The following is a 17,711-nucleotide window of genomic DNA, read 5'->3' as shown; positions in this document are numbered from 1 at the left end:
TATTGTTCTGCCTCGGTATTTTTTCCGCAACCTAACGGAATCCGGTCGAAAAATCCAGCGGTTCGCGCAGGGGCGATCAGTTCACGATGTGCAACTGTTGCCGTGGTGCCGCGGTGCCCGAACGCAGGGCATCGTAGGGGTCTTCGTCGGCCAGCATCATGTCGACGGCCTGACGCAGCAATTGCCGCCGCCCGCGCCCCGAGTAGAACCCGCCCGCGACCTGGCTGGTTTCCAGAAGGAAGCGGCGGTAATCGGTATAGGCGCGCCGGTCGGGGCGTTCGGCCCCGGCGAAGAATTCGGGCAGGGGCTTTTGCGAGACGAATTCGGGCTTGGCATAGACCGCGGCCCCGAAGGTGCGCAGGGGGATGCCGCGCCACAGCACCTGCTGACCGGCGGTGGAATTGACGGTGACGGCGCTGCGCGCCTCATCGAGCAGTTGCGCCAGCTTGCCCCCGCGCACGTAATGCACCCGGTCGGGCACGCCGTGGGCGCGCGACAGGCGGCGCAGCTCGCGCCGGATGGGGGCGCGCCCGTCTTCGAGCGGGTGGGCCTTGACCACGAGGTGGTGATGCGGCGGCGCACCGGCGGCGAAGCCTTCGATCACGCATTCGAGGAATTCGGTCATCGTGGAAAAGGGTGAATGCGCCTGAAACGAGGAGTCGTGTTCCAGTTGCAGCAGCGCGAGGTGATAGGGAAACCCGCCATGACGCACGCGCAGGGTGGCGAGACGCCGTTCGATGGCCTGTGCGGGCATCAGCAGCAGGCGGCGCAGGTAAAGCTGGAATTCCTTGCCGACGCCGAGGGCGCGGTGGGGGCGGAAATTGCGGTAGCGGCGGTTCGGCAGCAGGACGAAGCCGTGATAGAGCGCGCCGTAAAAGACGTGCTGGCGCATGTCGCCCCAACTGGCCGGGGGCAGGGCGGTGTCCATGTCGGAGTTTTCCAGCGCCTCGCGCATGTCCGGCACGGTCATGTCCATCAGGCGCGAATGCCCGTTCGAGCCGCCCCGTTCATAGGTGACCCAGTAGGGGCGCAGATACCCTTCCTCGTAGACATGGATGCGCAGGCCCGCGTTGCGGGCGATTTCCACGGCCTGTGCGTGGATGGGTCGGGTATCGCCGTACAGCACGAGGTCGGTGACGCCCTTGTCGGCCAGCAGCCGGGTGAAGGTGGCGGGCCAGTTTTGTGGTGTGTCCTGAAAGGCGACATAGCTGCGCCGGTCGGGCCAGAACACCCGGTCCCCGGCGTTGAAACCCACGCGCCAGACGGTGGCCCCGGCGCGCGTGAGCATCTGCCCGAGCCGATGGAAAAAGGGCCCGTGCGGCCCTTGCAGAAACAGAAATGTCCGCCCGCTGCCTGTCATTGAAATCGCACCTTACGCGTCAAACCGTTACCCGTTGCTTACCGTTAGCGCATATTCCCGGCAAAAATAAGTCCCGTCCGGGGCGTGGCGATACCTTGTCACGGGGGCGCGGCGGGGCTAACTCGGACAGGGAGCAACCGGAGGTCAGCCATGTTCACAGGGATCATCACCGATGTCGGGCGCGTGCGCCGGTTGGACAAGCGCGGCGATCTGCGGGCGCGGATCGGCACCGCCTATGACATGGACAGTGTCGAGATCGGGGCCTCGATTGCCTGCGACGGGGTGTGTCTGACGGTGGTGGACAAGGGCGCGGACTGGTTCGACGTGGATATCAGCGCCGAGACCGTTTCGAAAACCAACCTCGATGTCTGGGCCGAAGAGCGCCGCATCAATCTTGAGCGCGCGCTGAAGGTGGGCGACGAGCTGGGCGGGCATATCGTGTCGGGCCATGTCGACGGTGTGGCCGAGGTGGTGGCCATTCGCGACGAGGGCGACAGCACCCGCGTGACCCTGTGCGCGCCCAAGACGCTGGCGCGGTTCATCGCGCCCAAGGGATCGGTCGCGCTGAACGGCACATCGCTGACGGTGAACGAGGTGGACGGGTGCGATTTCGGGATCAACTTCATCCCGCACACCAAGGAGGCCACCACTTGGGGCGGTGTTGCGGTGGGGGATCGGGTGAATCTCGAGATCGACACGCTGGCGCGCTATGTCGCGCGGTTGCAGGAAACGCTGTAGGATCAGGCGGTTTCGCCGGGTTCGGGCGTGACGGTCACGAGGCGGGTCAGTTTCTGGCCCAGCCACCATGACACCAGCGCGACAGGGATGGCCAGATACCCGTCCACCGCGTAATGCCATGCAAGGTGAACCGACCCGATCATGATGATCGTGGTAAAGCCCACCATCAGCCAGCCGGCCCAGCGGCGCCATGTGAACAGGTAGCATGTCATGACCACGGTCGTGGCCACATGCATGCTGGGCATGGCCGAGATTCCCTTGATCGCGCCGCCCATGTGATGCGCTTCGAGCAGCATTTCCTGTACGTGCAGGGCCCAGACGGGGCTGATTTCGTTGAAGCGGTAGAGCATGTCCATCAGGGGCACGTAATCCGTCCCGAACCCCATTTCCTGATAATAGACCGGCCCCGCCGAGGACAGGAGGGTGGCCAGAATGTTGCCCCCGAAGACGAAGCAGATCACCACGGCGAACAGGAACGCGGTGCTCTGGGCGCGCGAGCGGCGGTCATAGCAGGCCATGAACACCAGGAAATACATCAGGAAAAACCAGAAATGATAGGCGGCGTTCAGGGCCGTGGTGGCCAGCGGTGTGCCGAACAGCGGGTAAAGCCATTCATGCGGGGCCCGGCCGAAATGCAGGATGCGGTCGAGATCGGCGAAATAGCTGTCCCAGACGAAGGGCTGGAAATAGGTTATCTTGTCCTTGGCGAAATTGAAGGTGCTGAAAAAGAACACCATCGCGATCAGGGCAAGGGTGCCGTTCAGAATCTTGTCGCCATCGAGCACGCCTGCGCGCATGTCGCCGAAGAAACGCTGAATGGGGCGCTCGGGGCGAACGATGACGGCAAGGTTGAAAAAATGCCAGATATAGAGGACCAGCAGGAAGGTGGGCGCGAGGGTCAGGCCCATCGTCAGAAGGCCCGTCATCGTCTGGGTGAACAGGGGTTGTCCCACCATGAGGCCGATTGCGCTGACGACGAGAATGTACAGGCTGACGATCAGATACAACAGGCGGTTGCGGCTGAAACGCCGGGGTGTCCGGGCCTGATCGTTGTAGAAACTCGTTGCACTCATGGTCCGGGACTTCCTGTCTCGCGCGGTAGATCACTTGTGGGCAGCATCAAGGGGGTTCTGGGCGTGGGTAGGACGCAATTCTGGCGATTAAGGGGCGTTTGGCACGGGATTTCTGTAGCGATCATATTCACGAAACGTATTGCGTAAATGTCAGCGCGCCCTATCCTTGGGGGGAAACCAAGGGAGGCTATTCATGACTGTGCTGAAACCGACGCGCCGCGATCTTCTGAAGATGGCCGCCGCGGCGCCCGCTTTTGCAATGCCGGCTGCCGTGCGGGCGGAACTGGGCGTGCCGCAGGGCGAGAATCCGTCGCATTTCCGTTTTTCGGTGGGGGATGCGCGCATCACCATCGTGTCGGACGGCTTTTTCCGCCTGCCGGCCAGCGGCCTTGGGGTGAATGCCGATCCTGCCGAGGTGCAGGCGTTTCTGAAGCGGCATTTCCTGTCGCCCGAACTGGGCTATTCGCATACCAACCATCTGTATGTCGAGATCGGCGATGCGAAGGTGCTGGTCGATGTCGGCTCGGGCAACCGGTTCATGGAAACCACGGGGCGGCTGATGAACAACCTGGATGCCGCCGGAATCGACCCCTACGGGATCACCCATGTGGTGATCACCCATGCCCATCCCGATCATGTCTGGGGCATTCGCGACGATTTCGACGAGGCGATCATCCCCGATGCCGAATATCTGCTCGGTGAGGCCGAACATGGCTACTGGATGCAGGACGGGCTGGTGGATCGCGTTCCCGCCGAAGACCAGCAATTCGTGCTGGGGGCGGTCAATTCGATCAACGTGGACGGTGCGGAATGGACGCTGGTGCAGGACGGTCACGAGGTGGTGCCGGGCCTGACCATGATCGACACGCCGGGACACACGCCGGGGCACATGAGCCTGCGGGTGGACAGTGGCGACAAATCATTGATCGCGCTGGGCGATTCCATGAGCCACGCCTATACGAACTTTGCCCATCCCGAGTGGTATAACGGGTTCGATGCCGATGGCGATCAGACGGTGGCGACCCGCAAGCGGCTGCTGGACATGGCCGCCGAGGACGGGATCGCCATTCTGGGCTATCACTTCCCGTTTCCCGGCGTGGGCCATGTGCAGCGCGACGGGGATGTGTATCGGTTCATCCCCGCGCTCTGGCAGTTCGAAACCTGAGCGCGAGGCCCGGTGCGGGGCCGGATCAGCGGGGCACCGCCGCGCGGTAGAGATACCATGTGGCGTGCCCCAGAACTGGCAGCACGACGATCAGCCCAAGGAAAAACGGCAGCGTTCCCAAGAGCATGAGGGTGGCCACGATCAACCCCCAGGTGGCCACGGTGGCGGGGTTCCTGCGCATGACCGCGACCGAGGTCATGACGGCGACAGGCAGGCCGACGCGCTGGTCGATGAGCATGGGTAGGGTGGTCAGGCTGGCGACCAGCACCAGCGCGGCAAAGACGAAGCCCACGCCCATGCCGAGCCCGATCATCAGCCAGCCGGGGCCGGTGGTGAGCACCTCGATTGCGAAATCGGTGGCGCTGGCGGGGGCACCGGGGCCGAGTGTCCAGTTGTAAATCTGTACTGCCGCAAGCATCCACAGCAGGAACAGCCCCAGCAGGTAGACCCCCATCACGAAGACCGGGCCGATATTGCGCGCCCGAAGCACCGAGAGCGCCGCCGTCCAGCCGACATCCTCGCGCTGCTCGCCCTGGCGGCTCATTTCGTAAAGGCCGATGGCGGCGATGGGCCCAAGCAGCAGGAAACCCGCGCCGAGCGGGAACAGCATCGGCAGTAGGGCCTGATGGAAGGCCAGAACGGCGAGGCAGATGCCGATCACGGGATAGATCAGCACGAGAAACATCACGTCGCTGCGGAAGCGGGCGAAATCGGCATAGCCCTTGCGCAGCGCCTCGCGCAGGTCGTCGCGGGTGATCTGGCGCACCTCGGGCGGTTCGATGATTTCGCTTCCCAGTGCGGATGTCGCATCGCCCACGGCGTGGCCGGCATTGGAAAGGCCCTGGGCGGCCCATGACAGTGGATTTCCGATTGTCCTGACCATTTGGTCCCTCCTGTTTCTGGCCGGTCGAGCAATGGCTCGGGCCGGGCAAATGGCGGGACTTGGGCAGCGGCGGAAGACCCGCGCAGGCATGAGGATAACACGCCTGCTCGCGGAACGGGTTCACGATTTCGGGACTGCGCGTTCGGGTCAGTCGTTGTCGGTGAGGCCCGCGCCCGCCCCGGACAGGCGGCCTTCCGAGGTGGCGGGTGCATAGGTGCGCCGGGCGAAGGCGGTGAGTTGCCGGGCGGTTTCGGCGGGCATCTCGCCACGGTTGCCCGGTGTCAGCGGTGCCGTCAGTTCGTTGGTTTCGGCGCGGGCGATGTGCACGGCATCGACCACGACAGCGTTCAGCGCTTCGGGGTCGTGCGGGCCGATATGCGTATCGGCGTCCAGCGTGATGCTGACATCGCTCCATGTCACGGTCAGGCGCGTCCCGGTCATGCCGACGGCGGCGGCGAGATAGGGCAGCAGCAATACCGGGCAGGCGGTGCGGCCCAGGTGCAGATCGTCGCCCGAGGCAAGCCGCGCCGCGCTGTCGCAAAGCGCCGCGCCCGAGATCAGCGGGCAGAGCGTGCCCTCTTTGGCGGTCCAGTGCCCCTCGCTGTGTTCAAGCGGGCAGAGCGTATCGTAATCCGTGCCGTCGTTACGGATCAGCAGCTCGGCGAGCACCTGCGGCCCCGGCAGCCCGGCGGCGCTGAGCCAGCGGGTGGCCTTGCCGGCCTCTTCGGCCAGTCCCCAACTGAGGCCCGCGCCACGGGCGGCCTTGCGGGACAGGGTTTCGATTTCGTTCAGAGACCAGGTCATGACGCGGCTCCCGTCAGGAAGGGATAGGCCCAGTCGTCGCCCGAGCGCGCGCCCAACTCGTGTGGAAACGGCGCGTGCTGGTACATGTTGATGCGCACCCAGCGATCCGAGCGGGGATCGAAGTGGCTGGCCCCGAAAAAGGCGAGCTTCATGCGCAGCATGTCGATGGGCAGAACCGTCGCGGCGATGGTGTTGTCGCGGATTTCGGCATAGGGCAGGCGGTCGGCGATCTGGGCGCGGCGCACGATATGGCGGTGTTCGGGGTGACGCATCAGGAAACCCGCGACGGTGGTTTCGCCGGTGGCTGTCAGGTCGCCATACATGCGCGCGGCATCGCGACCGGGGCAGAGCGGTTGTTCGTAGGGTTCGACGGGGTCTGTGTGCCGGTCGCCGAGGCGGGGCTCCAGCTTTTCCTCGGAGGTATACCAGACGCGCGCCTGCGCTTCGGGGACCGTCCAGTCGGTGTCGAGCGCCCAGCGGTAGATGTTTTGGGTCAGGGTGCGCAGGCGGTCGGTGCTCATGGCCCCGTCGATGCGCCAGGTGGCGGCTTCGTCCGCCGCCATGCAGGCGGACAGGCCGTCGACCAGATGGGGATAGGGCTCCATCAGCAAGGAGGCCAGCAGCTCCTGCCCTTCGAGCGACAGCGCGTCCTCGGCCCAGAGCCAGAGGCGGTTCCACGGATGATCGGCGCTGAGCTCGGCGGAATCGAGATGGGCCAGAAGCCTGGCGGTGTCCCTGCGCAGGGCGTCGATCCTGGCGATCTGAACGGGATGTTCCGAATACCAGTCCTGCATGTGCAGGCGGGCGCGCAGGGCGAAGTTGCGGAAGATATCGACCTCGGACATATGCGCATCGGGCAGCGAGCGGATGCGCGCAAGGGCCTCTTCGCGCGCGGCGATCCAGTTGTTGAGAAGCGCCGGGTGCGTCAGCAGGAAGGGGGCCATGCCGAGGCCGGTGGAATTGCCGATGCCGAAGCGGCGGCGCAGGTCGGGATCGAGCGGAACGGCGGTGTCCGGGGCGCGCATCCGGGCCATGTGTTCGACGAGATCCATCACGAAGGCGCGCGTCAGGTAGACCGACAGCATCTCGATCTGGAAGGGGGCCTGAAATTCCGGGCGTTCGGCGGTGTCTTCGCGATCCGCCGCGCCGAACTTGCCCGAGCCGTAAACGGCGGTGGTGCGCATCAGGTAGCCCACCTTCTCGACGGTGGCTCGATCAGGCTGTTCGCCTGCCGCCAGTTTGCCGACCACGTCGTCCCACAGCCGCACGGAGCGGTTGGCGCGGCTGAGCGAAAGCTCGGAGTCAGTGACGCGGCCCGCCTCCTGCTTTGGCACGTTATCTTGCAGGCGGTCCAGATCGGCGGGGGTGGGGATGCCGTCGAACAGGGTGAACGTGGCGTCCCATTCGGTGGCGATCACCCGGTCCGAGCGTTTTTCGGGGGGCAGGTCGTTGGCGAAAGCCACCAGGGAATAGCTGCGCTCGGGGCCGTGGGCGGTATAGACGGCACGGCCCACGCCCTGCGCGTCGATGTCGAAAACGGGGCGCTCGAAGGTCCATTGTTCGGCCTCCATCCGGCGCAGGAGGATACGCATGAAGCTGAGGCGGGATTGATGGAACGAGCCGAGGCGGGCCAGCGTCATCACCACATTGGGGTCGCGCGGCGGGATCGTTTTGCTTTGGGTCTGCTCCATCGGGCTCCTCCCATCCTCTCAGTTTGAAACAAAACGGGGCGGCCCGCAAAGGCCGCCCCGAACCTGATGTCAGTTCTTGGCCTCGCGGCCTTTGGCCAGCGTGATGCGCAGCGCATCCCAGAGCGACGGCAGAAGCACCAGCGACACCGGCACGGCGGTGACGACGATGAAGCTTTGCAGTTTGCCCACCCCACCCGAGCCGGTGTAGATCAGGATCAGCGCCATGACGCCCATGGCCACGCCCCAGAACAGGCGGATGGGCAGGGCGGGCAGGTCTTCGTTCGACATGGCGACCGAGATCACGTAGGTCATCGAGTCGCCCGTCGTGGCGACGAAAACTGTGGTCAGGATCAGGAACAGCACCGACACCAGAAAGCCAATCGGCAGTTGCTGGGTGATGGCCAGAAGTGCGGCGGGCAGGTTGAAGCCCTCGAAGGCCGCCGAGACCGAGCCGGGGTTGGTCAACTCGAAATTCACTCCGGTGCCGCCGCTGATGGCAAAGAGGGGTTTGTTGATGTGATGCAAGTCGCCCTTGGCGGCGGTGGCATCGGTTTGGGGCATGTCGGACATTCTTCCCTCCCTGCGCATATCCCGAAAGGGCGCGGTGGCCCTCAGCTGTCCAGCTACGCGTTGGCCGGGGTGAAGTTTTCTGCAAAGAAACGGTGCCAGTTGTCGCCCATCAGCCCGGCGACCTCGGTGTCGCTGAAGCCGACGCGGCGCAGGCCCTGTTCAATGTTCCCGAAATCGCGGTTGTCGCGGAACCATGCGGGCTGGGGCGGGAAACCCGGCGCGCTGGCCGAGCCTTCGCCATAGTCGATATCCTTGCTCCAGCGGCCCGTGCGCATCCATTCGACGATACTGTCGGGGTGATCCTGGCAGAGGTCCGAGCCGATACCGAAATGATCCGCGCCGAAGCGTTCGGCGGCGGTGGCGACCATCTCGCAGAAGGATTGCAGGGTGCAGTCGCTCTTGCCCTTGAGGTGGTGGGGGTAGAGCGAAAAGCCCATCATGCCGCCGTTTTCCACCACGGCGCGGATCACGTCGTCGCGCTTGTTGCGCAGGGCGGGTTGCCAGGAATGCAGGTTGGCATGGGTGACGGCGATGGGGCGTTCGGAAATATCCGCCGCTTCGATGGTCGAGCGGTCGGCGGAGTGGCTCATGTCGACCACAAGGCCCACACGGTTCATTTCCCGGATCACCTGACGGCCCATGCGGGTGATGCCGGGGTCTTCGGCCTCGTAACAGCCCGTGGCCAGCAGGGACTGGTTGTTGTAGCTCAGTTGCATGAAGCGTGCGCCGAGTTTGTGGAGCACTTCGACAAGGCCGATATCGTCTTCTATCGGGCTGGGATTCTGGAAGCCGAAGAAGATCGCGGTACGCCCGGTTTCGCGGGCGCGGGCCACGTCGCTGGCCCATTCCCCGTGAAAGATCAGGTCGGGGTATTGTTCGAACCAGCGGTTCCATTTCTCGATGTTGAAGACGGTTTCGCGAAAGGTCTCGTGATAGGCGATGGTGACATGCACCGCATCGACGCCCCCCTCGCGCATCTGGCGGAAGATCTTTTCGGACCAGTTGGCGTATTGCAGGCAATCGATGCGGTAGGTCATGTCGATTACTCCGGCCGTCCGGCGGCGATGTAGGCGGTTTTCACCGTGGTGTAGAAGTCGCGGGCGTGAATGCCCTGTTCGCGCGGCCCGTAGGAACTGTCGCCGCGCCCGCCGAAGGGGACGTGGTAATCGGTGCCCGCCGTGGGCAGGTTGACGGTGACGACTCCTGTCCGCGCGTTGCGGCGGAAATGGGTGGCGCGGGCGAGGTCGCGCGTGACGATCCCGGAGGTCAGGCCGAAATTGGTGTCGTTGACCGTGGCCAGCGCCTCGTCATAGCTGCCGACCCTGATGACGGCGGCCAGCGGCGCGAACATTTCCTCGCGGTTGATGCGCATGGCGTTGGTGGTGGTCAGGAACACGCCGGGGGACATGTAATAGCCTTCGGTGCCCATGTTCAGGCGGACGCCGCCACAGGCCAGTTCGGCGCCTTCGGATTTGCCCAGTTCGACATAGTCGAGGTTTTCGCGAAGCTGCTGTTCGCTGACCACCGGGCCCATCTGGGTGCCCTCGGCCAGCGCATGGCCGACCTTCATCGCCTGCGCGCCCGCCACGAGCTTTTCGACAAAGGCGTCGTGGACGGTGTCGTGAACGATCAGGCGCGACGAGGCGGTGCATTTCTGACCCGTTCCGCCGAATGCGCCGCCAAGCGCCAGGGTCACGGCCAGGTCGAGATCGGCATCGTCCATCACGGCGAGCGCGTTTTTCGAGCCCATTTCCATTTGCACCCTTGTCAGGTTCTGGATGGCGGCGGCGGCGATGCCCTTGCCGACCGGGACCGAGCCGGTGAAGGAAATGGCATCCACCCTGGGGCTTTCGACAAGGCGCTGCCCCACGTCGCGGCCCGCCCCCATCACCAGTTGGAAAAGGCCCTTGGGGATGTCCTGACGGGCGATGATCTCGGTCAGGGCCACGGCGGAGGCGGGTGTCAGGTTGGCGGGTTTCCAGATCACGGCGTTGCCATAGGCCAGCGCGGGCGCGATTTTCCAGCTTGCGGTGGCGGTGGGAAAGTTCCACGGGCTGATCACGGCCACGGTGCCCACGGGTTCGCGGCGCACGTCGACTTCGATATCGGGGCGCACGGAATCGGCGTTTTCGCCCAGTTGGCGCAGGCATTCATGGGCGTAGTAGGTAAAGAACTGCCCGGCGCGGTAGACTTCGCCCTTGCCCTCGGCGAAGGGCTTGCCCTCTTCGCGGCTCAGCAATGTCCCGAGCTCTTCGGCGCGGGCCATCAACTCGGTGCCGATGTTCATCAGCACGGCCTGCTTGCGTTCCATCCCGTACCGGGCCCATTCGGCCTGGGCGGCGCTGGCGGCGTCGAGCGCGGTGTCGAGCTGATCCGGGGTGGCCTGCGCGAAGCGACCGATCAGGTCGCCGAGGTCGGAGGGGTTGCGGTTTTCGATTTCGCTGCCGCCTGCGATCCAGTCGCCGGCAATGTAGTTCAATTTTGTGTCGGTCATGGTGTCGCCCCGTGCTGAGTCGCGGTTCAAGCTTGATGCACGACAGAAGGCCACGGGATGCCATTTCAGGCAAACGCAATGTTCTGAATTATACTTCAGTCAAATTGAATTTATGATTGTGGATCGCGCAGATCGGCCGAACGGATCGCGGAAACCAGCGCCCGTGCGGCGGGAGTCATCATCTCGTCCGGTGGGGTCAGCATCCAGATTTCGCGCCTTGCGCTGCTGTCGATCAGCGGCAGGAAGCACAGATCGTCCTGGCCGGGCTGAACGGCAAGTTCGGGAAGCAGTGTCACGCCGACCCCGGCGCGCACGAGGCTGAGGAGCGAGGCCGTGTTGGCGACGTTCAGTCGCGCGCCATTGCGGATCGGGGTAAAGCTTTCGTCGCGGATATGATCGCATAACCCATTGGCGATAAAGTCCACATCCGCAAGATCGCTCCATCCCAGATCGGACCAGTCGCGCGCCAGCGGGTGATCGGCCCGGCAGACCACGCCGAACCGGTCGGTCAGGATCAGGTGCCGGGTGAAACCGGGGATCGGGCCGAGTGTGGCCAGGGCGATATCGGCGCGTTCGGCGGTCAGATCGCGTTGGATGGTGGCCGAATCCCCGTCGCGCAGGTCGACATTCACACCGGGATGCGTGGCCATGTAATCGCGCAGGATCGGAGGCATGATGACCTGCGCCACCGAGGGCGTGACGGCCAGCCTGACATGGCCCAGTTCGGCCCGCGCCATACCGGTGATCGCGGCGACGGTACGGTCAAAATGCACCAGTTCGCGCCGCGCCTCGGCGTGGATCAGTTCGCCCAACGGGGTCAGGCGGGATTTACGGGTGCTTTCGAACAGGGGCGCGCCGACATGATCTTCGAACTGGCGCAGCATCATTGATACAGCCGATGGTGTGCGGCCCAGAATCTCGGCCGCATCGGCAAGGCTTCCTTGCTCCGCCACGGCACGGAAGCAGCGCAACATTTCCAGTTTAATCGCCAGTTTCAGAACCCTTTAACTTTTGCGGTCGGATATGCCTTGATATTGAAGTACGCCAAGAGGGCACCATAGTCTATCTTTTTCGAGGTGCCTGACTGGCGGGTTTGCCGGAAAGCGCAGCGTGTTTGCGGCGCTGGTCTTGGCGGGCAGGGCGTATTAAAAGCCCCCGCAATCGGCAGGATATGACACGGCAGGATCGAGACCCCAACCATGCAACGGCCCAACGATACCGATATGATCCCGGCCTGGGAGGCGGGCGTGCTGACCCCGGTGGGCAAGCTGGACACCCATCGGCGCGGGTTGCGGCACAAGGCGGTGTCGGTTTTCGTGTTGTGCGGGGAGGCGTTGCTGATCCAGCGCCGGGCGTTGGGCAAGTATCACACGCCGGGCTTGTGGGCGAACACCTGTTGCACCCATCCGCATTGGGACGAAACGCCGGAAGCCTGCGCGCATCGGCGTCTGCAACAGGAACTGGGCATCGAGGGGCTGAGCCTGACCTATCGCGATCAGGTGGAGTATCGCGCCGATGTCGGCGGCGGACTGGTCGAGCATGAACTGGTCGATATCTTCACCGCTCGGGTGGAGAAGCGGATCGCCTGCCAGCCGAACCCGGACGAGGTGATGGAGACCGGGTGGGTCACGCTGGACGACCTGCGCCGGCGTATCGCCGAAGCCCCCGACCGTTTTACCCCGTGGTTGCGGATTTATCTGGATCGACATGCGGGGCAGATTTTCGCCTGATGGTGTGCGGGGTTGGCTTTCACTTTCGGGTGTGTCTGTCTGGCTCTGCGCCGGGCGAGGGGGTAAGACAGCGGCATGGATAGCCGTATTCCCCTGACCCGCGATGTGGTGTTCATCGGTGGCGGACATGCTCATGCGCTGGTGTTGCGGCGTTGGGGCATGGCACCGTTGCCCGGTGCGCGGCTGACATTGATCGATCCGAACCCGCGCGCGCCCTATACCGGCATGTTGCCGGGATATGTGGCCGGACATTACCCGCGCGAGGCGCTGGATATCGACCTGCTGCGTCTGGCGCGGTTTGCCGGGGCGCGGTTGGTGCAGGGGCGCGCGGTGGGGCTGGACCGGGCGGCGCAGCGCGTCACGGTCGAGGGACGGGGCGAGATCGCCTATGACCTGTTGTCGATCGACATCGGCATCACCTCGGACATGGCGGACCTGCCGGGATTTTCGGAATACGGCATCGCGGCCAAGCCGCTGGGGCCGTTCGCCGGTCGTTGGGCCGGGTTCGTGGAAGAGGTGGCGCAGGGGCGTGCCGTGCCGCGGGTGGTGGTGATCGGGGCCGGAGTGGCCGGTGTGGAACTGGCGTTGGCGATGCATCATCGGCTGGCGCAGGTTGCGGACAAGGCCCCCGAGGTCGTGGTTCTGGACGCCGCCGAGGGCCTGCAAGGCACGGCAGGCGGGACGCGCAAGGCGCTGAGCCGGGCAATGGCCGATGCCGGGATCGAGTTGCGCGAGGGCGTGAGCCCCAGCGAGGTGACAGCGCAGGGCGTCGTGCTGGCGGATGGTGGCCTGATCGGGGCCGGGTTGGTCGTGGGCGCGGCGGGCGCGCGGCCCTGGGGCTGGCTGGCGCAGACCGGCCTGCCGTTACAGGATGGGTTCATCAAGGTCGATGAAACATTGCGCGTGGTGGATGACCCAAACATTTTCGCCGCCGGGGATTGCGCGCATCTGACCCATGCGCCTCGGCCCAAGGCGGGGGTTTATGCGGTGCGCGCCGCGCCGGTGCTGTATGACAACCTGTGTGCGGGGCTGACGGGCGGGGCTGCGCGCGCCTATCGCCCGCAGCGCGATTTCCTGAAACTGGTGTCACTGGGGGGCAAGCAGGCCGTGGCCGACAAGGGCGGGGTCGGGCTGCGCCTGCCGGGTATGTGGCGCTGGAAGGACTGGATCGACCAGCGGTTCATGGAAAAATTCCGCAGCTTGCCTGCGATGCCCGCGCCTGAGTTGCCTGCCAAGGTGGCCGAGGGCGTGCGCGCCGAAGTCTTGGATCATCCGGTGATCTGTGGCGGGTGCGGGGCCAAGGTGGGGCCGGGGGCGCTGAGCGATCTGCTGGACGGCCTGCCGCATGTGGCGCGCCCCGACGTGATCAGCCTGCCGGGGGATGATGCCGGGGTTCTGGACATGGGCGGGCAGCGCCAGGTGCTGAGCACGGATCATTTGCGTGGTTTCATCCTCGATCCGTGGCGCATGGCCCGGATCGCGGCGAACCATGCGTTGGGCGATGTCTGGGCGATGGGGGCAGAGCCGCAGGCGGCGTTGGTCAATATCGTGCTGCCGCGCATGTCCGAGCGCCTGCAACGCCGCACCTTGGCCGAGATCATGGAGGCGGCGGGGCAGGTCATGGCCGGGGCGGGCGCCACGATCATCGGCGGGCACACCACGCAAGGGGCCGAGATGACGCTGGGGTTTACCGTGACGGGCCTGTGCGAGGGGGCACCGATTGGCGTGGCGGGCGCGCGGCCCGGCGATGTTCTGATCCTCACGAAACCCATCGGCACCGGCGTCATTCTGGCCGCCGAGATGGGGGGACGGGCCGATGGCGACGTGGTGATGGGGGCGTTGCGCGCGATGGATCGCACTCTTGCGCCGGATGCCCGCGCTTTGGGCCGAGCGCATGCGATGACCGATGTCACCGGGTTCGGGTTGGCGGGGCATGTGCTGGCGATCTGCAAGGCCAGTGAGTGCGGGGCGGAACTGGTGCTGGCGGATGTGCCGTTACTGGAGGGCGCCGGGGCATTGTTGGCGGACGGGCAGAGATCGTCCTTGCACGCGGCGAATGCGGCCTATGCCGAAGCGTTGATGGGGGCGGGCGGAGATCGGGGAGCGCCGGAATACGAGGCGCTGTTCGATCCGCAAACCGCCGGGGGGCTTTTGGCGGCAGTGGCGCCGGAAGATGTGGATGCCGCCCTGTCGGCATTGCGGGACGAGGGCATCGCGGCGGTGCGGATTGGCTGCGTGACAGATGGGCCGCCGGGTCTGACGCTGGTTTAGGACGTGGCGGCGCGGGTCAGTGCGGCCTCGAGCCGGGGCAGAGCGCTTTGCAGGCCCTCGTCGTCTAGTTGCTCCAGTGTCACACGGTCCGGCGGGGTGAAGGCGGCGCGTTTGCGCGCGCGCTCATAACCGGGGTCGTAATGCAATTCGACAAGGCTGGCGGCCAGAGCGGTCAACTCGCCCTGTTCGGCCATCGTGTGCCACTCATCCACCTGTTTGTGGCCGCGTAGCGGGCGCAAAAGGTCAAGCTGATGCAACAGTTGGGCCGTGTCACCGGCGATGTCGGCATAGGCGCGCGCCAGATAGCGGGCGCGTTCGGGCAGGGGGGCCGTGACTTCGACCACGGGGGCGGCGCACATGGCTTTCCACAGGGACGGGGGCAGGATGCGTTCGCCCACCTTGCTGGATTCGGCCTCGATCACCACAGGACGGGCCGGGTCGAGCCGGGCGACGACCTGTGCCAGCCGCCCTTCGAACAGTTTTTGCGAGGGCTGTCCGCCGTCCTGTGCCCCGAGGGCCGAGCCACGGTGATTGGCCAACCCTTCGAGGTCGATCACCTGCCAGCCGCGATCCGCCAGCAGCGCCAGAAGGCGGGTTTTGGCGGTGCCGGTATTGCCATCGAGCAGCACGGGACGCAGCGCGAGTGGCGTGTCGTGCAAGAGCCGTGCGACGAGCCGGCGGTAGGACTGGTATCCGCCGTCCAGCAGCCGCACCCGCCAGCCGACCTGCGACAGGATCGTGGCGAAGGCGCCCGAGCGCTGCCCGCCGCGCCAGCAATAGACCAGAGGCCGCCAGCCGCCGGGTTTGTCGGCCAATGGCCCTTCCAGATGGGCCGCCACGTTGCGCGCGACATGGGCCGCGCCGATCTTGCGCGCCAGGAAACGGTCTTGCTGAACGTAGATCGTGCCGACCTCGGCCCGCTCGGCGTCGCTGAGCGAGGGCAGGTTGATCGCACCGGGAAGGTGGTCCTCGGCGTACTCCGACGGGGAGCGGGCGTCGATCACGGTGTCGGCGGGCAGATTGGCCAGATCGCCCAGATCGGACAGGGTCAATTTCATGTCATTGCATCTAGGCGATCCGGGCAGCGAGTGCCAGCGTCAAAGGTGCGGGCGGCAAATGGTGCGCGTCAGAAGCCACTGGCCGCGGGCAGCCATGTGGACAGGAACGGCAGGAAGGTGATCAGCAAAAGCGCCATCAGCTGCGCCAGGAAAAACGGCGGCATTTCCTTGATCAGGGTGGATGGGCGCAGGCCGACCGTCGAGGAGACGACGAATATCAGGCTGCCCACCGGCGGCGTCGTCAGCCCCATCGTCAGGTTGACGATGACGACGATGGCGAAATGGTTCGGGTCGATCCCCAGTGAATGGCTGATCGGGGCGAGGATCGGGACAAGGATCATCACCCCCGGCAGCGGATCCATGAACAGGCCGAAGGCCAGCAGCAGCAGGTTGACCGCCAGCAGGAAGACGATGGGCGACAGGTCCCATGAAATGATGGTTTCGGCCAGGAATTGCGGGATACCTTCGATGATCAGCACCCAGGCAAAGGCGCGTGCGGCCCCGAGGATCAGCAGCACGGCAGCCGAGGTCAGCGCCGCCTGGAGCACGATCTGCGGCAGGTCGCGCAGCCGCAGCGAGCGGTAGACGAACATGCCCACGAACAGCGCGTAGAACACCGCGATGACCGAGGCCTCAGTCGGGGTGAAGACTCCGAAGCGGATGCCGCCGACGATCAGCACGATCAGGAACAGCGCCGGGACGGCGTAAAGCGCGATGCGCGCGATTTCGGATAGTGGCGGGCGGGCGGTGCCGCTGGCATAGCCGCGCAGGTGGCTCATCCGGGCGTTGGCGGTCAGCACGAGCGCAGTGATCAGGAGGCCCGGCAGGATACCGGCCATGAACAGCGAGCCGACCGAAACGGTCTGATCCTGCATGGCGTAGATGATCATGGTGATCGAGGGCGGGATGATCGGCCCAACCACGGCGCTGGCGATGGTCAGCGCCCCGGCATAGCCCTTGTCATAGCCGCCCTTTTCCATCATGCGGATCATCATCGCGCCGGGCCCTGCGGCATCGGCCAGTGCGCTGCCCGAGATGCCCGCGAACATGGCCGAGCTGACGATATTGGCATGGCCAAGCCCGCCGCGCAGGTGCCCCACCAGCGATTGCGCCAGCCGCAAGAGGGCCTGCGTGACCGCGCCGCCGGTCATGATTTCCGAGGCGAGGATAAAGAACGGCACCGCCAGCAGCGGGAAGCTGTCCAGCCCCGCGAACATTTCTTTCACGACGACGAGGTGCGGATAGCTGGAGCCGAAGCTGAGCGCGAGAAAGACCGAAATGGCCATGGCGAAGGCCACCGGCAGGCCAAGGGCCAGAAGGATGAACAGCGCGGGAAACAGGATTTCAGCCATTGGCGCCCCCCGGCAGGGTTTCGCCCTGTGTCGCGTCGCCTTTCAGGCCCTTGTAATCCCCTGCCATGACGAAAGGTTTCGCGATCATGAGCAGGTGCAGGATCAGCAAACCGAACCCCACGGGCATCGCCAGGTAGACATAGAAAAACGGCAGTCGCATGGCCGGTGTGACCTGATATTGCATGCGTTGTGCATAGGTCCAGCCGACCCAGACCATGAAGACGAAAAAGCCCAGCAGCGCCAGGACGATCGCCCCGCGCAACAGGCGCCGGCCCAGAGTTGGGAAGACATCGTGCAGGTTGGTGATGGCCACATGCCCGCCCACGCGCAGCGCCAGACCGGCCCCGCCGAAGGTCATCCAGATCATCAGGTAGCGCGCGGCCTCGTCCGCCCAGGGCAGGGAATGCGCCGTCAGGTAGCGCAGCGCGACATTCGCGCCCACGACCAGAGCCATGGCCGACAGCATGACGATCAGCGCCCAGGCATTCAGCGCGACGATTATGCGTTCCAGTTTCCGCACCA

The 17,711-nt window shown here is 65.2% G+C and carries 15 protein-coding genes and 1 pseudogene; 4 read left to right on the top strand and 12 right to left on the bottom strand.

Annotated features, from left to right (window positions below):
• Positions 1-76 precede the first annotated feature (76 nt).
• Positions 77-1,360, bottom strand: coding sequence for a capsule biosynthesis protein (locus tag KPG71_RS02005; RefSeq protein ID WP_216336379.1), 1,284 nt, complete (start codon positions 1,358-1,360; stop codon positions 77-79).
• Between the two features lie 150 nt (positions 1,361-1,510).
• On the opposite strand from KPG71_RS02005, the gene KPG71_RS02000 reads away from it, so the two are divergent.
• On the top strand, positions 1,511-2,098 hold the full coding sequence (locus KPG71_RS02000; protein WP_216336378.1) for a riboflavin synthase: 588 nt from the start codon (positions 1,511-1,513) through the stop codon (positions 2,096-2,098).
• 2 nt (positions 2,099-2,100) lie between these two features.
• Here KPG71_RS02000 and KPG71_RS01995 read toward each other — a convergent pair whose 3' ends face one another.
• Positions 2,101-3,171: a phosphatase PAP2 family protein gene (locus tag KPG71_RS01995; RefSeq protein WP_216336377.1), complete on the bottom strand. Its 1,071-nt coding sequence runs from the start codon at positions 3,169-3,171 to the stop codon at positions 2,101-2,103.
• Positions 3,172-3,364: 193 nt separating this feature from the next.
• On the opposite strand from KPG71_RS01995, the gene KPG71_RS01990 reads away from it, so the two are divergent.
• On the top strand, positions 3,365-4,336 hold the full coding sequence (locus KPG71_RS01990) for an MBL fold metallo-hydrolase (protein ID WP_216336376.1): 972 nt from the start codon (positions 3,365-3,367) through the stop codon (positions 4,334-4,336).
• 25 nt (positions 4,337-4,361) lie between these two features.
• Here KPG71_RS01990 and KPG71_RS01985 read toward each other — a convergent pair whose 3' ends face one another.
• From KPG71_RS01985 to KPG71_RS01955, 7 genes and pseudogenes are all read right to left on the bottom strand, one after another.
• Positions 4,362-5,219: a DUF2189 domain-containing protein gene (locus KPG71_RS01985; RefSeq protein ID WP_216336375.1), complete on the bottom strand. Its 858-nt coding sequence runs from the start codon at positions 5,217-5,219 to the stop codon at positions 4,362-4,364.
• Positions 5,220-5,366: 147 nt separating this feature from the next.
• Positions 5,367-6,023 (bottom strand): DUF3726 domain-containing protein, encoded by a 657-nt coding sequence (locus KPG71_RS01980; RefSeq protein ID WP_216336374.1) that lies wholly within the window; start codon positions 6,021-6,023, stop codon positions 5,367-5,369.
• On the bottom strand, positions 6,020-7,714 hold the full coding sequence (locus tag KPG71_RS01975; protein WP_216336373.1) for a hypothetical protein: 1,695 nt from the start codon (positions 7,712-7,714) through the stop codon (positions 6,020-6,022). The genes KPG71_RS01980 and KPG71_RS01975 overlap by 4 nt, the downstream gene beginning before the upstream one ends.
• A 69-nt stretch (positions 7,715-7,783) precedes the next feature.
• Positions 7,784-8,215: pseudogene (locus KPG71_RS01970) on the bottom strand (BCCT family transporter); the annotation flags it as partial.
• Between the two features lie 122 nt (positions 8,216-8,337).
• The gene (locus KPG71_RS01965; RefSeq protein ID WP_216336372.1) at positions 8,338-9,321 is read right to left on the bottom strand and encodes a membrane dipeptidase; all 984 of its coding nucleotides are present in this window, start codon (positions 9,319-9,321) and stop codon (positions 8,338-8,340) included.
• A 5-nt stretch (positions 9,322-9,326) separates the two neighbouring features.
• A complete protein-coding gene (locus KPG71_RS01960; RefSeq protein ID WP_216336370.1) occupies positions 9,327-10,778 on the bottom strand; it encodes an aldehyde dehydrogenase family protein in 1,452 nt (483 codons plus the stop codon).
• Positions 10,779-10,888: 110 nt separating this feature from the next.
• Complete coding sequence (locus tag KPG71_RS01955; protein WP_253196011.1) at positions 10,889-11,752, bottom strand: LysR family transcriptional regulator; 864 nt, start codon at positions 11,750-11,752, stop codon at positions 10,889-10,891.
• A gap of 225 nt (positions 11,753-11,977) precedes the next feature.
• On the opposite strand from KPG71_RS01955, the gene idi reads away from it, so the two are divergent.
• Positions 11,978-12,508, top strand: coding sequence for an isopentenyl-diphosphate Delta-isomerase (idi, locus tag KPG71_RS01950; protein WP_216336369.1), 531 nt, complete (start codon positions 11,978-11,980; stop codon positions 12,506-12,508).
• Positions 12,509-12,583: 75 nt separating this feature from the next.
• Complete coding sequence (gene selD, locus KPG71_RS01945; RefSeq protein ID WP_216336367.1) at positions 12,584-14,779, top strand: selenide, water dikinase SelD; 2,196 nt, start codon at positions 12,584-12,586, stop codon at positions 14,777-14,779.
• Here selD and mnmH read toward each other — a convergent pair.
• The 3 genes from mnmH to KPG71_RS01930 form a co-directional block, all read right to left on the bottom strand.
• Positions 14,776-15,837, bottom strand: a complete 1,062-nt coding sequence (mnmH, locus tag KPG71_RS01940; RefSeq protein ID WP_216336365.1) for a tRNA 2-selenouridine(34) synthase MnmH — start codon at positions 15,835-15,837, stop codon at positions 14,776-14,778. The two genes, selD and mnmH, sit on opposite strands and share 4 nt — an antisense overlap.
• Before the next feature lie 68 nt (positions 15,838-15,905).
• A complete protein-coding gene (locus KPG71_RS01935) occupies positions 15,906-17,189 on the bottom strand; it encodes a TRAP transporter large permease (protein WP_216336363.1) in 1,284 nt (427 codons plus the stop codon).
• A complete protein-coding gene (locus tag KPG71_RS01930) occupies positions 17,182-17,709 on the bottom strand; it encodes a TRAP transporter small permease (RefSeq protein ID WP_216336361.1) in 528 nt (175 codons plus the stop codon). The genes KPG71_RS01935 and KPG71_RS01930 overlap by 8 nt, the downstream gene beginning before the upstream one ends.
• Positions 17,710-17,711: the final 2 nt, after the last annotated feature.

The sequence above is a fragment of the Roseovarius sp. PS-C2 genome (assembly GCF_018862045.1).
Classification (GTDB): Bacteria; Pseudomonadota; Alphaproteobacteria; order Rhodobacterales; family Rhodobacteraceae; genus Roseovarius.
Note: the sequence above shows the minus strand (reverse complement) of the source record. Positions and strands in the feature narration are given on the sequence as shown.

What these genes read in the sequence shown, in the direction of transcription:
- KPG71_RS01995 (WP_216336377.1), bottom strand. Translation starts at nt 3,171, where the DNA reads ATGAGTGCAACGAGTTTCTACAACGATCAGGCCCGGACACCCCGGCGT.
- KPG71_RS01975 (WP_216336373.1), bottom strand. Translation starts at nt 7,714, where the DNA reads ATGGAGCAGACCCAAAGCAAAACGATCCCGCCGCGCGACCCCAATGTG.
- KPG71_RS01985 (WP_216336375.1), bottom strand. Translation starts at nt 5,219, where the DNA reads ATGGTCAGGACAATCGGAAATCCACTGTCATGGGCCGCCCAGGGCCTT.
- KPG71_RS01980 (WP_216336374.1), bottom strand. Translation starts at nt 6,023, where the DNA reads ATGACCTGGTCTCTGAACGAAATCGAAACCCTGTCCCGCAAGGCCGCC.
- KPG71_RS02005 (WP_216336379.1), bottom strand. Translation starts at nt 1,360, where the DNA reads ATGACAGGCAGCGGGCGGACATTTCTGTTTCTGCAAGGGCCGCACGGG.
- KPG71_RS01935 (WP_216336363.1), bottom strand. Translation starts at nt 17,189, where the DNA reads ATGGCTGAAATCCTGTTTCCCGCGCTGTTCATCCTTCTGGCCCTTGGC.
- KPG71_RS02000 (WP_216336378.1), top strand. Translation starts at nt 1,511, where the DNA reads ATGTTCACAGGGATCATCACCGATGTCGGGCGCGTGCGCCGGTTGGAC.
- KPG71_RS01955 (WP_253196011.1), bottom strand. Translation starts at nt 11,752, where the DNA reads ATGTTGCGCTGCTTCCGTGCCGTGGCGGAGCAAGGAAGCCTTGCCGAT.
- KPG71_RS01965 (WP_216336372.1), bottom strand. Translation starts at nt 9,321, where the DNA reads ATGACCTACCGCATCGATTGCCTGCAATACGCCAACTGGTCCGAAAAG.
- mnmH (WP_216336365.1), bottom strand. Translation starts at nt 15,837, where the DNA reads ATGAAATTGACCCTGTCCGATCTGGGCGATCTGGCCAATCTGCCCGCC.
- KPG71_RS01960 (WP_216336370.1), bottom strand. Translation starts at nt 10,778, where the DNA reads ATGACCGACACAAAATTGAACTACATTGCCGGCGACTGGATCGCAGGC.
- idi (WP_216336369.1), top strand. Translation starts at nt 11,978, where the DNA reads ATGCAACGGCCCAACGATACCGATATGATCCCGGCCTGGGAGGCGGGC.
- selD (WP_216336367.1), top strand. Translation starts at nt 12,584, where the DNA reads ATGGATAGCCGTATTCCCCTGACCCGCGATGTGGTGTTCATCGGTGGC.
- KPG71_RS01990 (WP_216336376.1), top strand. Translation starts at nt 3,365, where the DNA reads ATGACTGTGCTGAAACCGACGCGCCGCGATCTTCTGAAGATGGCCGCC.